The 14,313-nt window shown below is 70.3% G+C and carries 10 protein-coding genes and 1 pseudogene; 3 read left to right on the top strand and 8 right to left on the bottom strand.

The genetic code is table 11. From position 1 onward, the window contains the following. A pseudogene (locus tag ACJ8AN_RS00360) lies at positions 1 to 1,139 on the bottom strand (ABC transporter ATP-binding protein); the annotation flags it as partial. A 165-nt stretch (positions 1,140 to 1,304) separates the two neighbouring features. Between ACJ8AN_RS00360 and ACJ8AN_RS00355 the strand changes: the two are divergent. Next, a complete protein-coding gene (locus tag ACJ8AN_RS00355) occupies positions 1,305 to 1,817 on the top strand; it encodes a hypothetical protein (protein WP_407753157.1) in 513 nt (170 codons plus the stop codon). A 12-nt stretch (positions 1,818 to 1,829) separates the two neighbouring features. On the opposite strand, the gene ACJ8AN_RS00350 is transcribed toward ACJ8AN_RS00355, so the two are convergent. Next, entirely contained in the window at positions 1,830 to 2,204 is a 375-nt protein-coding gene (locus ACJ8AN_RS00350) for a response regulator (RefSeq protein WP_407753156.1), read from the bottom strand. Then, a complete protein-coding gene (locus ACJ8AN_RS00345) occupies positions 2,201 to 3,706 on the bottom strand; it encodes an RAD55 family ATPase (protein WP_407753155.1) in 1,506 nt (501 codons plus the stop codon). The genes ACJ8AN_RS00350 and ACJ8AN_RS00345 overlap by 4 nt, the downstream gene beginning before the upstream one ends. 175 nt (positions 3,707 to 3,881) lie before the next feature. Between ACJ8AN_RS00345 and ACJ8AN_RS00340 the strand changes: the two genes are divergently transcribed. After that, positions 3,882 to 4,847: an aldo/keto reductase gene (locus ACJ8AN_RS00340; RefSeq protein ID WP_407753154.1), complete on the top strand. Its 966-nt coding sequence runs from the start codon at positions 3,882 to 3,884 to the stop codon at positions 4,845 to 4,847. Between the two features lie 137 nt (positions 4,848 to 4,984). Here the strand turns inward: ACJ8AN_RS00340 and ACJ8AN_RS00335 are convergent, their stop codons facing one another. The 3 genes from ACJ8AN_RS00335 to ACJ8AN_RS00325 form a co-directional block, all read right to left on the bottom strand. After that, positions 4,985 to 5,965, bottom strand: coding sequence for a hypothetical protein (locus ACJ8AN_RS00335; RefSeq protein WP_407753153.1), 981 nt, complete (start codon positions 5,963 to 5,965; stop codon positions 4,985 to 4,987). Between the two features lie 165 nt (positions 5,966 to 6,130). Further along, entirely contained in the window at positions 6,131 to 10,228 is a 4,098-nt protein-coding gene (locus tag ACJ8AN_RS00330) for a hypothetical protein (RefSeq protein WP_407753152.1), read from the bottom strand. A gap of 176 nt (positions 10,229 to 10,404) precedes the next feature. Then, complete coding sequence (locus ACJ8AN_RS00325) at positions 10,405 to 10,644, bottom strand: hypothetical protein (protein WP_407753151.1); 240 nt, start codon at positions 10,642 to 10,644, stop codon at positions 10,405 to 10,407. Between the two features lie 256 nt (positions 10,645 to 10,900). On the opposite strand from ACJ8AN_RS00325, the gene ACJ8AN_RS00320 reads away from it, so the two are divergent. Continuing rightward, positions 10,901 to 11,068 (top strand): hypothetical protein, encoded by a 168-nt coding sequence (locus ACJ8AN_RS00320; RefSeq protein ID WP_407753150.1) that lies wholly within the window; start codon positions 10,901 to 10,903, stop codon positions 11,066 to 11,068. Here the strand turns inward: ACJ8AN_RS00320 and ACJ8AN_RS00315 are convergent. Both ACJ8AN_RS00315 and ACJ8AN_RS00310 read right to left on the bottom strand, forming a co-directional pair. Beyond that, positions 11,065 to 12,681 carry an RIO1 family regulatory kinase/ATPase gene (locus tag ACJ8AN_RS00315; RefSeq protein ID WP_407753149.1) on the bottom strand — a complete coding sequence of 539 codons (1,617 nt, stop codon included), beginning with the start codon at positions 12,679 to 12,681 and terminating at the stop codon, positions 11,065 to 11,067. The two genes, ACJ8AN_RS00320 and ACJ8AN_RS00315, sit on opposite strands and share 4 nt — an antisense overlap. A gap of 50 nt (positions 12,682 to 12,731) precedes the next feature. Then, positions 12,732 to 14,306 (bottom strand): phytoene desaturase family protein, encoded by a 1,575-nt coding sequence (locus tag ACJ8AN_RS00310; protein ID WP_407753148.1) that lies wholly within the window; start codon positions 14,304 to 14,306, stop codon positions 12,732 to 12,734. Positions 14,307 to 14,313 lie beyond the last annotated feature (7 nt).

Genomic DNA, 14,313 nt, shown 5'->3' with positions numbered 1-14,313 from the left:
TAGCGGAACGACACGTCGCGCAGCTCGATGGCGTTGCCCCGGCCCCTCGGCGCCGTGTGGGCCGGGAGCATCCTCGGCGCCTCCTGCCCGGTGGGGATTTCCAGGTACGCGAAGAGGTTGCTCATGAAGAGCGCCCCCTCGTACATGCTGCCCACGCTGGAGAGAATCCCCTGGAACGCCGCCTGTCCCTGGCGGAACACGCCCAGGTACAGCACCACGTCGCCCATCGTCAGCGCCCCGAGCGTCGCCCGGTTCGCCACGAAGAGGTAGCAGCCGTAGAACGCCCCCAGCGACACCAGCCCCAGCCCCAATCCCCACCCCATCCGCTTGAGCGCCAGCGCCCGGTCCTCCTGGAAGAACTTCTGGAAGAGCGTCCGGTAGCGCCCCAGCACCAGCGGGCCCAGGCCGAACACCTTCACCTCCTTCACGTGGTTGTCCCGCGTGAGAATCCACTCCAGGTAGTTGAGCTTGCGGCCCTCGGGCGCGCGCCACGAGTAGAGCCGGAAGCCCTCCGCCGCCAGCCGCGCCTCGGCGATGAAGGCCGGGATGCTCGCCGTCGCCAGCACCACCACGCTCCACGGCGACAGCGACACCAGCAGCACCGCGTACGTCGACAGCGTCACCACGTTGCGCACGATGGCGAACGCGTTCATCACCAGGTCCAACGGCCTGCTGCTCGCCTCGCGCCGCGCGTTCTGCATCTTGTCGTAGGTGTCCGAGTCCTCGAAGTGCCGCAGCTCCAGCTCCAGCGCCTTCTGGAGAATCCGCTCGTTGAGCAGGTTGCCCAGGTTGGCGCGCAGCAGCTCGCGCGTGAGGCCCAGGGCCCGGTCCACCACCATCGAGCCCGCCATCAGCCCGAACTCCAGCAGCACCAGCCGCAGCACGTGCTCGCGGCCCGCCCCGTCCCCGGCCCGCTGCGCCGCGACGATGCCGTCGACAATCAGCTTGCCCACCCAGGCGATGCCCGCGGGCAACACCGCGGCCACCAGCGTGAGCGCGCCCAGCACCACCGCGCCCCGGCGGCTCGCGGCCCAGAAGAGGCGGAAGGTGCCCGGCAACTGCCGGAAGAGGCTGCCCGTGTTCTTCAGCCGGGCCTTGAGGGATTGGGGGGGACGCGGAGCGGAATGCGGAGAGGCCACGTCCCCTCTCTAACCCGGCTCTCCCCCGTGTGCCGCATTCCCGCTCCCCGGGGCACCCACGGTCCCACCGCCGTGCCTCCCGGCCGATTCCGCCCGCCTGGAGGCTCGCCCAGCAGCCCACCACGGCTATGATGGCCGCCCTCCCCCCCTTCTGGAGCCTCCCCGATGAAGCGCTTCGTCATCGTGTTCGACAACGAGCCGGCCGAGTCCGCCCCATGGATTGCCCGGGCCTGCTCGACGGCCGGGCTGACCTACGTGGACAACGACGCCATCACCGACGTGGTCTCCGACAACAAGGACGCCCAGAAGCTCATGCTCCAGGGTGGGCTGCCCCCGGGGGAGAACCCCAAGCTGGCGCCCTTCTACACGGCCGCGCTCGAGAAGCTCGCCGCCGGCAAGCAGCGCGTGGGCCTCTACAGCGCCAGCTGGCTGCTGTACCTCGGCCAGGCCGACGGGTGCGTGCTCGACTTCGCGGGCCTCGAGGAGCAGCGCAAGAAGGGCCTCGCCCAGGGCGTCCCCCAGAAGACGGCCGACGAGTACGTGGCCAGATACAGCGCCCAGCTCCAGGAGCGCGCGCGCAAGGTGCTCCCCGCCGAGCGCATCCTCGTGGTCCCCGCGAACGAGAGCGACGCGAAGAAGGCCGAGCTCGCCGCCGCCTTCATCAAGAAGCTCGGGTAGGCCGCCGCGGGCTCACCGCACGGGCGCTGGTGGCTCCCCGAGCAACCGGCGCACGTGCAACAGCAGCTGGTCGAGGTTGAAGGGCTTGCGCAGGAAGTGCGCGGGCTTGCAGTCCGCGGGAAGGCTGGCGCGGGGCACGGCGCTCACCATCAGCACCGGAATGTCCCGGGTCGTCGCGTCGGCCTCGAGCGCCGTCAGCATCTCGCGCCCGTCCATCACCGGCATCATGTAGTCGAGCAGGATGAGGTCCGGCCGCTTCTCGGTCACGCGCTCCAGGCCCTCCCTGCCGTTGCGCGCCGTCAGCACGAGGAAGCCCTCCTCGCTCAACAGCTCACGCAGCGCCTCGGTGATGCCGACCTCGTCGTCCACCACCAGGAGCGTCTTCACGATGACCGGCTCCGCTTGCGGAGCAGGCCCTTGCGCCTGGAGCGGGCCGGGCTCGCCTGCTTCGCGTTGCCCGTCAGGATGGCCTCGGCGCCCTCGAAGGTGTCGAGCAGCTCGACCCCCTTCTTGGTGATGCGGTACTCGCGCAGGGTGCTGTCGTAGTCGCTGTCGCGCACCTTCACCACGGACAGCGCCCGGTGCACCTTCGTGCGCAGCTCCACGAAGCGCAGGAAGAAGATGTTCTCCACCAGGCTGGAGATGCCGCTCATGGGCAGCCGCACCTCCGCGCAGAACATGTCCTGCAGCTCGCTGGTGTAGATGGTGGTGACGCCCAGCACCCGCAGCTCGTTGGTGAGCGCGGCGAGGAAGTGGCTGATGCGGTCGGGATGGGCCGCCGACTTCATGAAGCCGTCCACCCCGTCGATGAAGAGCCGCTTCACGCCCCGCTCGCGCACCACCGACACGAGCTCGTTGCCGAGCCCATCCAGGATGCGCTCGGTGGGCGAGTGCCACAGCATGTCGAAGACGCCCTGCTTCTTCTTCTTGTCCAGGTCGAGCCCCAGCGCATCGGCCTTGAGGAGGATGCGCGGCGGCGTCTCGTAGAAGCCGAAGAGGAGGCCCGGCTCCGCCTTGCTCGACTCGTTGAGGAAGTGCAGCCCGAACGTCGTCTTGCCCGCCCCGGTGGGGCCGAAGAGGACGCTGGTGGAGGCACACGGCAGGCCCCCCTCGAGCATCCGATCCAACCGGGCGATTCCCGTCGACACCCGTGCCTTCTTGCAAGGGTCCTGGCGCGACGGCTCCTGCAGGAGCGCCTCGAGGCGCGGGAGCACCGTGATGCCGTCCCGGCTGATCTGAAAGGCGTGGCCGCCGCGCAGGTAGCCGCTGCCCCGGAACTTCTTCACCTCCAGCTCGCGCTCGGCCCGCCGGCCCCAGCGGTTGTCCGCCAGCTCGATGACCCCGTCCACCATGGTGTGCTCGGGCCCTACCGGCTCCGCGTTCGTGCTGGTGAGCAGCAGGATGGTGCAGTCGGCGAAGTTGGCGTGGATCTGCAGCTCGTGGATGAACTTCTTGAAGTCCCGCTTCGTCTCGGCGCTCTCCTCCACCGTCACCAGGCCGTCCACCACCAGCAGCGTGGCCTTGCGCGCGCGCACCTCGCGCCGGAGCACCTCCACCAGCCCCTTCAGGCCTCCGGCCTCGAGCGTCGCGAAGGCGCTCAGGTAGGCAATCTGCTCGGGGATGCGCGAGGCGTCGAAGAAGGTGAGCGGCTCGAGGTTGAAGAGCAGGCGCTCGTGCGTCTCGGCCAGCAGCGTGGCGTAGAGGACGCGGCCCCCGGAAGCGGCGTGATGGAAGCACACCTGGTTGCTGAGGATCGTCTTCCCCGCGCCCGGGCGGCCCTGAATCATGTACACGCCCCGGCGCAGCAGGCCGCCGTGCAGAACACTGTCCAGGCCTGGCACTCCCGTGGGCACCCGGTCCTGGGGCCGCTCCGTCTTCGACTCGTTCATCACGCCCTCGCTCCAAGGCTCCCCTTACCACGCGCTCACTGCGCTACAACTCCGGCCCATGAGCGCCAGGACGCGGGGCAGCCACCGCCCCCGGCCTTCTGTCTCACGACGTACAAACCCGCGCCCTCCGCAGAACATTCGGAGCGGACCGTCTCCTCTTCAGGAGGAACACACGATGCAGCGTCGGAAATTGGGGCGATCGGAGATCGAGATCTCCACCGTCGGATTGGGGTGCTGGCAGTTCTCCGAGGGCTTCGGGCTGACCGGCGGCTTCTGGGAGGCCCTGCCCGCCGAGACCGTCCAGGAGATCATCGACGCGTCGTTGCGCGGCGGCATCAACTGGTTCGACACCGCGGAAATCTACGGACGGGGCCGCTCGGAGCGCGCGCTCGCCGGAGCCCTCACGCGCCTGGGCAAGAAGCCCGGGGACGTCGTGGTGGCGACCAAGTGGTGGCCCTTCCCGCGCGGCGCCTCCAGCATCCGCGACACCATCGGCGCGCGGCTCGAGTGCCTGAGCCCCTTCCCCATCGACCTGCACCAAATCCACCAGCCCTTCGCGCTCACCACCGTCGCGGCGCAGGCCAACGCCATGGCGGACCTCGTCCAGGCGGGGAAGATTCGCACGGTGGGCGTCAGCAACTACAACGCGAGGCGCATGCGCGCGGCCCACGCGACGCTCGCCCGCCGGGGCATTCCGCTCGTCTCCAACCAGATGCAGTACAGCCTGCTCGACCGGCGCATCGAGTCCAACGGCGTGCTCGCCGCCTGCAAGGAGCTGGGCATCACCCTCATCGCCTACTCGCCCCTGGCGCAGGGCCTGCTCTCGGGCAAGTTCCACGAGGACCCATCGCTCATCCAGAAGAGCCCGGGCCCGCGCAAGTACCTGCCGTCCTTCCGCGCCAGCGGGCTCGCGCGCAGCCTCCCCCTCATCGAGGAGCTGCGGAAGATCGCCGCCGCCCACGGTGCCACCCCCTCGCAGGTGGCCCTCAACTGGCTGGCGAACTTCCACGGGGACACGGTCGTCGTCATCCCCGGCGCGACGAAGCGGCGCCACGCCGAGGAGAACGTCGGCTCCACGGGCTTCACCCTCTCGCCGGACGAGCTGCGCCGCATCGACGAGCTGTCCCGGCCCTTCCTCTGAGCGGGCCTCCCTCCGAGCGCGAGGGTGTCCGCCCCCGTGCTCGCGCGGCGCGCCGCGAGCCCCTCGCGGGGCACGAAAACGACGAGGCCCGGTCATGACGGGGTCGTCATGCCGGGCCCACCGCGAACCTCAGGGGCTCACATGCCGCCCGGGCCCGCGAACTTCCAGCCCAGCTCCATGAAGGCCATGGGCGCGCTGTAGCCGAGGCGGTAGTTGCTCCGCCACTCGTAGGCGCCGCCCAGGGACACGCGCAGCTTGGACACGTCCAGGGCGAGGCCCAGGCCGGCCCTCGCGCCACCCGCGGGCTCGCTCGTCGTGTAGAGCAGCGGGCCGCCCATCGCGTACACGCGCAGGCCGAAGCGGTCGTTCGCCGGGAGGATGGGATAGGACAGGCGCGCATCCGCCATCAGCAGGAAGAGGGGCCCGGAGGAGAAGCGCGTGGAGGCGAGCGCCGTGAGGCCCACGCCCGCGCGCAGTCCGTGGAAGAGGTGCACCGAGCCCTGCACGTTCGCGCCATACAGCGGCAGCGGGCCCGAGAGGCGCTGGAGATCGGCCTCGCCGTGCAGACCGGCGTACACCTCGAGCGAGTCGCGCATCCCGGACAGGCTGAAGGAGCCGTCGAACATGGAGTCCGAGGAGGACTCGGCGGGAGGAGGCGTGGCCTCGGCCACCACCGGCTCGGGCGGGGGCGGGGCCTGGACCACCGGCTCGGGCGGGGGCTTGGGCTTGTTGCGCTCGGGGCAGTCGACCCGCATCTTCTCGAAGAGGTCGTTGAGCGCCGTGGTGGGCCTCTCGAGCGGCAGGCTCGCCAGGGGCTCGGCCAGCAGCGCGCGGCAGAAGGCGGCCTCCGCCTCCGTGCCCTGCCCGAGGCCGTTGTAGACCACGCCCTGCATCGTATCCACCCAGAGTTGCTCCTCGGTGCCGAGGTTCTCGGTGCACCCGGCCGAGGTGAGCTCGGTGAGGGCGCCCTCGTACTTCTGGAAGGACACGAGACGCGCCGCCTTGCGGATGCAGGCGTTCTTCGTCTTGGTGGGCAGGGTGACCTTCTGGGCCGCGGCGAGGGCCGGAACGGGAAGGAAGGTCGCGAGGGAAAGAACAGCCAGCAGCAAACGCTTCATGGGTGATTGAACTCGGTGCAAGACGCCCCCCAGGGCGGGTGAAACCCGGGCGCCACCTTACACCGAGGTGCCCCCCGAACGGCACGGGGGGAGTCATCCTTCTAAGGGCTTTCCGAGGCCCCCACCCCTCCGGAGGCGGAGGAGAGGGGGCCAGGAGGCGGTGCGTCAGGCTCCGACGAGGCCGCGTTGGAACTCGCGGAGGTCGCCGACCAGGTCCGCGGCGCCCTTGATGACCTTGGCCGTGCCGAGGACGATCTGCAGCGGGCCGGTGATGCTGTTGAGGCCCGGCACCACGCCGGCGATGTCCAGGCCGAGCTGGCCCGCGGTGAGCGCGATGTTGAGCGCGTCCTTCGGGCTCTTGTGCAGCTCGTCCCACAGGTCCTTGGCGCTGCCGATGGCGCTGCCCGCGCTGACGACGTTGCCGAGCAGGGGCACCGACTTGAGGCCCGCCTTGGCGGCGAACTTCGTGGCCTCCTTGGCGATGCTCGCCTTGAGCTTCTCGGGCAGCGCGTCCACGAAGCGGCCGAAGAGCCGGGTGAGGTTCTCGATGCCCTGACGCCCGAAGGGCAGGTCGTGGCCCGCCACGCGGAAGTGGTCGCCCTGGGTGAGCAGCGAGCCGGCGGCCTGGGCGATCTCGTTGAGCGCCCCGCCGATGTCGCCGTGCGCCAGCTTCTGGGCGGCCTCGAACAGGTTGGTCACCGCGCCCGAGTCCACCATGGCCGCGTTGAGCTCCCGGTCCCCGAAGAGCTTGCCGAGGCTGCCCGGCATCTTCGAGAGCGAGTTGAGGAACGCCTTGGCGGCCTCGGGGGCCGTGGCGGCGATGGCGCGGCCGGTGGTGGCGATGCCCTCGACGAAGCCGCCGATGTCGCCCTTCTGCAGCGCGCCGAACGCGTCGCCGAGCGCCTTGCCGACGTCCTGGTTGCCCAGCAGGCTGGCGGCCGCGACGATGGTGTCGTGGGCCCAGGCCGGAGCGTGGAGCTTGTCGGCGATGGAGCCCGCCATGCGGCCGCGCAGGTCCGGCGGCACGTTGGCCAGGGCGTGGCCGAGCGACTTGAGCGCGTCACCCGGCTGGCCGCTCACGAACTGCTGGCCGGCCTGCATCACGTCGAAGATGGAGCCGCCCAGCGCCGCGATGTCCTTGCCGTCCTGGATGCCGAACGGCTTGAGCTTGTCCATCACGCCGGGGTTCTTGGCCAGCGCGTTGCCCGCCGCCATGGCCACGGACTGGTTCGCCAGCAGCTCCTTGGTGCCCTGCACCAGGTCGCCCGACATCATCTTGTCGAAGGCGGCGTGCAGGTCCTTGTTGGTGACGAGCTCGTGGACGAAGGCCGGGTCGGTGAGCAGCGACTTCGCCACGCCCGCGAAGCCCGCGTCCGTGAGCTTGCCGGCCGTCGTGGTGATGGCCTTCTCGATGATGGCCGGCGGCATCTTGCTGCCGGCGTCCTTGAGGCTCTTGAGCGCCTGCTGGAAGTCACCCTGGCCCAGCGCCTGCGCCGCCTTGAGCACGTCCGGCAGCGCCTTGCCCGCCTGGATGAGGTCGGTCGGGCTGATGCCCAGCGCGGTGATGTTGTTGCGCAGGCCCTCGGGCAGCTTGCTGATGAGCTTCTCGCCAATCTTGTTGAGCAGCTCCGGCGCGGCCTCGGCGGCCTTGCCCAGCGCGCTGATGCCCTCGTCGAGCTTGCCGTCGGAGAAGGCCTTCACCGCGTCGAACAGGGCCGGCGCCGCCTTGCCGGCCTGCAGCAGGTCCGTCTTGTCCAGGCCCGCCTTGGTCAGCATCTCCTGGACCTTCGGGTCATTGCCGAGCGCCGTGAGCGCCGCGTCGCGCGCCGCGTCGTTGCCCAGCAGGCCACGCAGGCCCTCCAGGCGCGTGGACTCGTTGAAGAGCTGGCCCACCTGCGTGTGCAGGTCGCGGTTGGTGACGAGCTGCTTGAGGAAGCCCTCGTCCGTCAGCAGCGTCTTCGCCGCGCCCAGCTGCGCCGGCAACTGCTGCGCGAGCCCCTTCAGCGCCTGGGTGGTGAGGTCCGGCGCGGAGATCGCCGCCTCCTTCAGGGCGTCGAAGGCCTTGCCCCACTCCTGCTTCGAGGCCGCGTCCGCCGCCTCGAAGAGGTGCGGCAGCGCAGGGCCCGCCGTGCGGATCTGCTCCGGCGTGATGCCCAGCTTCGCGAACTGGTCCTTCACCGACTGCGGGAGGAGCTTCTCGAGCTTCTCGCCAATCTTCGCGGCCAGACCCGGCGCGGCCTGCACCGCCGCCTGGATGTCCGCCAGACCGCCACGCACGTCGCCCGCCTTGATCTTCTCGGCGGCGTCGAGCAGCTTCGGCGCGGCCTTACCCGCCTCGACCAGGTCCGCCGGCGTGAGGCCGACCTTGTTGAGCGCCTCCTGCACGCCCTTGTCCGTGCCGAGCGCCGTGAGCGCCGCGTCGCGAACCTTGTCGTTGTTGAGCAGCCCCTTCAGGCCCTCCATCCGCGTGGAGTCGTTGAAGAGCTTCCCGACCTGGCCGTGCAGGTCGCGGTTGGTGACGACCTCCTTCAGGAAGGCATCGTTGGTGAGCAGCGTCTTCACCGCGCCCAGCTGCGCCGGCAGCTGCTGCGCCAGACCCTTCATCGCCTGGGTGGTGAGGTCCGGCGCGGAGATCGCCGCCTCCTTCAAGGCGTTGAAGGCCTTGCCCCACTCCTGCTTCGAAGCCGCATCCGCCGCCTCGAAGAGGTGCGGCAGCGCCGGGCCCGCCGTGCGGATCTGCTCCGGCGTGATGCCCAGCTTCGCGAACTGATCCTTCACGCTCTGGGGCAGCAGCTTCTCGAGCTTCTCGCCAATCTTCGCGGCCAGCCCCGGAGCGGCCTGCACCGCCGCCTGGATGTCCGCCAGACCGCCCTTCACGTCACCGGCCTTGATCTTCTCGGCGGCCTCCAGGAGCTTCGGCGCGGCCTTGCCCGCGTCGACGAGGTCCTTGGGCTCCAGGCCGACCTTCTTGAGGGCCTCCTGCACGCCCTTGTCCGTGCCGAGCGCCGTGAGCGCCGCATCGCGGACCTTGTCGTTGTTGAGCAGCCCCTTCAGGCCCTCCATCCGCGTGGAGTCGTTGAAGAGCTTCCCGACCTGGCCGTGCAGGTCGCGGTTGGTGACGACCTCCTTGAGGAAGGCGTCGTTGGTGAGCAGCGTCTTCACCGCGCCCAGCTGCTCGGGCAGCTGCTGCGCCAGGCCCTTCATCGCCTGCTTCGTGAGGTCCGGCGCGGAGATCGCCGCTTCCTTCAAGGCGTTGAAGGCCTTGCCCCACTCCTGCTTCGAGGCCGCATCCGCCGCCTCGAAGAGGTGCGGCAGCGCCGGGCCCGCCGTGCGGATCTGCTCCGGCGTGATGCCCAGCTTCGCGAACTGATCCTTCACCGACTGCGGGAGAATCTTCTCGAGCTTCTCGCCAATCTTCGCGGCCAGCCCCGGCGCGGCCTGCACCGCCGCCTGGATGTCCGCCAGACCGCCCTTCACATCGCCCGCCTTGAACTTGTCGGCGGCGTCCCACAGCTTCGGCGCGGCCGCGCCCGCCTCGACGAGGTCCTTGGGCTCCAGGCCGACCTTCGCCAGCTGCTCCTTGACCGTCTTGTCGTTGCCCAGCGCGCCCAGCACCGCGTCACGCGCACCGGCGTTGTTGAGCAGCTCGCGGATGGCGCCCGTGTCGCCCGGGTTCTGGATGAGCTTGCCAATCGAGGCGTGCAGCGCGTTGTTGGTGACCAGCTCCTTGGCCACCTTCTCGTCCGTCAGCAGCGACTTCGCCGGGCCCTCGGGCAGGTTCTGCGCCAGGCCGCGGATGGCCTTCTGCGCCACCTCGGGCGAGGAGAGCGCCGCGGTGCGCAGGTGCTCCAGTGCCTGCTCCGGATGGCCACTCACCACCGCCTGAGCCGCCTTCTCCAGGTGCGGCAGCGCCGCCTGGCCCGCCTTCTTCAGGTCGTCCGCCGTCAGCCCCAGCTTCGACAGCACGCCCTTGTCGCTGGTGCCAGGAGCCTGCTGCGCCGCCGCGGGCGCCGTGGTGGACCCCAGCCGCTCGGCCTGCTGGCCCCGCGCCGTCGACGTGGCCGGCTTGCTCTCGAACCCGTCACGCGACGGCTGCGGCTTCGCCGTGTTGCGCGTCGTCTGGCCCCCGTTGGCCTTCGTCGACTGCGGCTGCGTCTTCGTCGGCTTCGCCGTGTTGGCCGGCTTGGCCTTCGTCTCCGGCTTCGGCTCGGGCGGCTTCGGCTTGATGTAGGGCTTCGAACCACCGGTGCTGTCGATCGCCATGACGGGAAACCTCGCGAATGACCGGCGCTCCTGGAGAGTGCGCTCGGCGCGGGAGATGTAAGTGTGCCTGCCTAGCTTCGATTATCGGACTTGTAGGTTTCCAGTTGCGCCAGCCGGTTTTTCCCGATCACCCGGCCCACCGGGAGTGCGTGCCCGGCGGGCCGTGACGCACGGCGTCAGTGCTTGGCGTCGTAGGCGATGCCCTCGTTCACCTCCTCGAGGGCCTTCTGGGTGAGCTCCACGGCCTTGGCGCGGTGGCCGCCCTTGTCGTGGGTGGCGCCGTTGAGCGCGGCCAGGGCGTAGCGCAGGTGGACGAGCGCCTCCTCCATCTTGGGCTGCTTCTCGGCGAAGGCGCTCTGGGCGAAACCACCAAGGACGAAGGCCACGACGACGGCGATGACGGTGCTGCGACGCATGGGGGGCTCCTGGGACAAGGGTTGGACCGCGGAGCCATCATCCGCGAGCCCCCGTCGACCTTTCCACAAGCCACCTGTAGGAACTTCAGAGTTCAGGGAGGGCAGGCGCACCTTGGCGCAGCAACACGTGCATCGCTCAACGGAAGACGGGGGGCTTGGCGCGTCCACGCTCGAACAAACCCTGTAGTTCCGCCAGGAAGGGCCCGGCAAGGCGCTTGCAGTAGGCCCCTCGCGAAGCTCTACAGGGGGTAGCGCGATGCGCGGAGTCATCACCGGACGTGAGGTGCTCGAGAACCTCGGACTCATCTACCGGGAGTTCGGAGCCGCCTGTCTGATGCGCTGTCTGTGGGCGCTCGTCCGTGGGCGCAGCACCACCTTCCTGGAGGTGGCCTGCCAGCCCGAGCCGTCCGACCGCTACCGCTAGGACTCGTCTTCGGGCTTGCCCGGGGAAGAGGGAGCGGCGGGAGCCTTGTAGGACACCTGAGGAGCTCCGCCAGCACCGCCCCGACCCTGACGCGGCCCACGCCCGGACCCGTCGCCCCTCCGCTCCGGAGGACGCCCGCGAGGGCCCTGAGGCTGACCCTGCTGCTCCGAGGGCCTCGTGCCCTGCTCTCCCCACGGACGCTGGCCCTCCTGGCCGCCCTGGGGGAAACGCTCACCCCGAGGAGGACGCTCGCCCCGAGGCTCGTTGCGCGGAGGACGCTCGCCCCGCGGACGCATCTCCCGAGGCCCCTGCTGCTCCGGGCCCCGCGCGCCCTGCTCCCGCCACGGACGCTGACCCTCGCCCTCCGGCCGCGAAGGACGCTCGCCCTGCGGACGCGCTCCCCGCTGCTGGAAGCCCTCGCCCTGGGGACGCTCTCCCCGCTGCTGGAAGCCCTCGCCCTGGGGACGCGCTCCCCGCTGCTGCAAGCCCTCGCCCTGGGGACGCTCTCCCCGGGGGAAACGCTCGCCCTGCGGACGGTCTCCGCGGGGCGGACGGTCGCCTTGCGGACGGTCTCCGCGCTGCTGCAAGCCCTCGCCCTGCGGACGGTCGCCTCGCGGGAAGCGGTCACCCCGCGGACGGTCTCCGGGCTGCTGCAAGCCCTCGCCCTGCGGACGGTCTCCGCGCTGCTGCAAGCCCTCGCCCTGCGGACGGTCGCCTCTCGGCGGGAAGCCCTCGCCCTGCGGACGGTCGCCCCGCGGGAAGCGGTCTCCCTGCGGACGCCCCCCGCCCCGGGCGCCCGAGCCGTTGCCGTCGAAGCGGCCATTGCGCGGCCCGGAGGAGGAGCGGCGCTCGCGCGGACCGTCTCCGCCCTGGAAGCGCCCGGTGGGCTCGTAGTCCGGCGTCAGCTCGCGCTTGGTGTAGGCCCGCCAGATTTCGGCCGCATCCCCCGCCCGCGCGCGCAGGCTGGGGTCCGCCAACTCGAAGTGGCGGCGCAGGTTCTCGAGGTCGCGCTTGAAGAAGAACTCGGCCTGGCTGTTGGCCGCCGCGTCCACCACCTGCGGGAAGTCGATGATGGTGGCCCCGCGGTTGCCCAGCAGGATGTTGAAGGCCGACAGGTCCCCGTGGATGAGGTCGCAGCACAGCATCCGGATGGCCTGGTTGCGCAGGTCGAAGTAGAGCGCCGAGGCCTCCTCGGCGGTGAGCGAGGCCTCCTCCAGGCGCGGCGCCGGGTGGCCCTCGAGGTCCAGCACCAGCTCCATGAGGAGCACGCCCTCGTAGAAAATGACGGGCTTGGGCACGCACACACCGGCGGCGAACAGCTTGCCCAGGGCGTCGGCCTCGGCCGTCTTCCACGCGTCCTCGGCGGCCCGCACGCCGAAGCGGCTGCCCTTGGCGATGGCGCGCGCGGTGCGGCTGTTGCGCACCTGCCGGCCCTCGCGGTAGCCCGAGTTGTTGCGGAAGTTGCGGTGCTCCCGCTCCTTGTAGATTTTCGCCGCCACGACCTCGCCGCCGTGGCGCACGAGGTACACGTCGGCCTCCTTGCCACTCTTGAGGCGGCCCACCACCTCGTCAATGACACCATCGGCCAGCAGGACTTGGAGCGCTTCGTTCATTCGTTCGCGTGTCGAAAGGCTCAAAGTCCTACCACGTATTCCGGGCGGGCTCAGCCGACTCTTGTGGGGGGCTCGGCCGTAACCCCTTCGACCGGAGGGACATGGGGCCAGCCAGCCAGGGGTCCCCTGCCCGCCTCCCGGGAGAGGTAGTCGGCGGCGATGTTGGCGCTCTCCATGATGGTGAGGAGCCCGCTGCCCGGGTGCGTCCCCCCCCCCACCCAGTAGAGGCCCTCGACGCTGGGGCTCTTCACGCGGGGGCGCAGGGGGCCGAGCTGCAGCCAGGTGTGCGACAGGTTGAAGACCGCCCCCCGGAAGACGTTGAAGTCGTCCCGCCACGTCTCGGCGGTGAAGTAGCGCTCGGCGCGGATGTGCTCGCGCACCCCCTTCAGGCCCACCTTCTCCAGCATGGCTGGAATCCGCTCGCGCAGGACGCGCTCGGTGGCGGCCCAGTCCACCGGACGCGCCGTGTTGGGCGTGGGCACCAGGACGTAGAGGGTCGAGTGGCCCGCCGGCGCCCCGCTCTTGTCCGTCACGGTGGGGTTGCAGACGTAGAAGGGCGGGTCGTCCAGGTCCACCTCCTGGTCCTCGAGGGCCGCCCGGTCCGTGCGCCGGGCGCTCTCGGAGAGGTAGATGAGGTGGTGGGGCAGCTCGTCGTAGACGCGGTCCAGCCCGTAGTAGGCCATGAAGGTGCTACAGGAGTACTTCGCCTTGTCGAGCGCCGCGTCCGTCAGCCGCGTGCCAGCACGGGCCTCGGCGGGCACGAGCTTCTGGGCCGCATAGGGCAGGTCCGCGTTCACCACCACCGCGTCGGCCTCGAGCCGCTCGCCGCCCTTGAGGAGCACCCCCGCCGCCCGGCCGTACTCCACCAGCACCTGCTCCACCGGGGTGCCCAGGCGGAAGGTGGCGCCCAGGTCCTCGGCGCACTTCATCATCCCCCGCGCGAGCGCCCGGAAGCCGCCCTCCACGTGCCACACCCCGAAGGCCAGCTCCAGGTAGGGGATGACGCCGAACACCGAGGAGCACGTGGTGGGGTGCAGCCCGAGGTACTTCGAGGGGTAGGAGAGCGCGTAGGTGATGCGGTCGTCGTGGAAGTGCTCGTCCAGGTGCTTGTAGAGCGTCTGCCAGGGCTTGAAGCGCAGCGTGGGCAGCAGCCGCCAGGGCGCGTAGTAGGCGAGGCTGTCAGCGTGCGTGGCCATGAACTTCTCGTAGGCCAGCGGGTACTTGGCCCGGCTCTCCTCCAGCCAGCGGCGCAGCGCGGGAGCCTTGTCGGGGCCGAACTTCGCCACCTCCTTCTCCATGCGCGCCACGTCCCGGGTGGTGTCCAGGTAGGTGCCGTCCCAGAAGTGCACCCGGGTGTTGGTGTCCAGCGGCACGAGCTTCACGTAGTCGGAGATGCGCTTGCCCGCGCGCTCGAAGATGCGCTCGAGCACCCCAGGCAACTGGAGGATGGAGGGGCCGGTGTCGACGGCGTACTCGCCGTGCTCGCCCAGGGTCAGCCCACGCATCCGCCCGCCGGGCACCGGCTCCTTCTCCACCACCGTGACCTTCAGCCCCAACCCCGCGAGGTTGATGGCCGCCGACAGGCCCCCGGGTCCCGCTCCCACGACGATGACGTGACGTACCATGGCGGAA

Source organism: Archangium sp. (assembly GCF_045802675.1).
Classification (GTDB): domain Bacteria; phylum Myxococcota; class Myxococcia; order Myxococcales; family Myxococcaceae; genus Archangium.
Note: the sequence above shows the minus strand (reverse complement) of the source record. Positions and strands in the feature narration are given on the sequence as shown.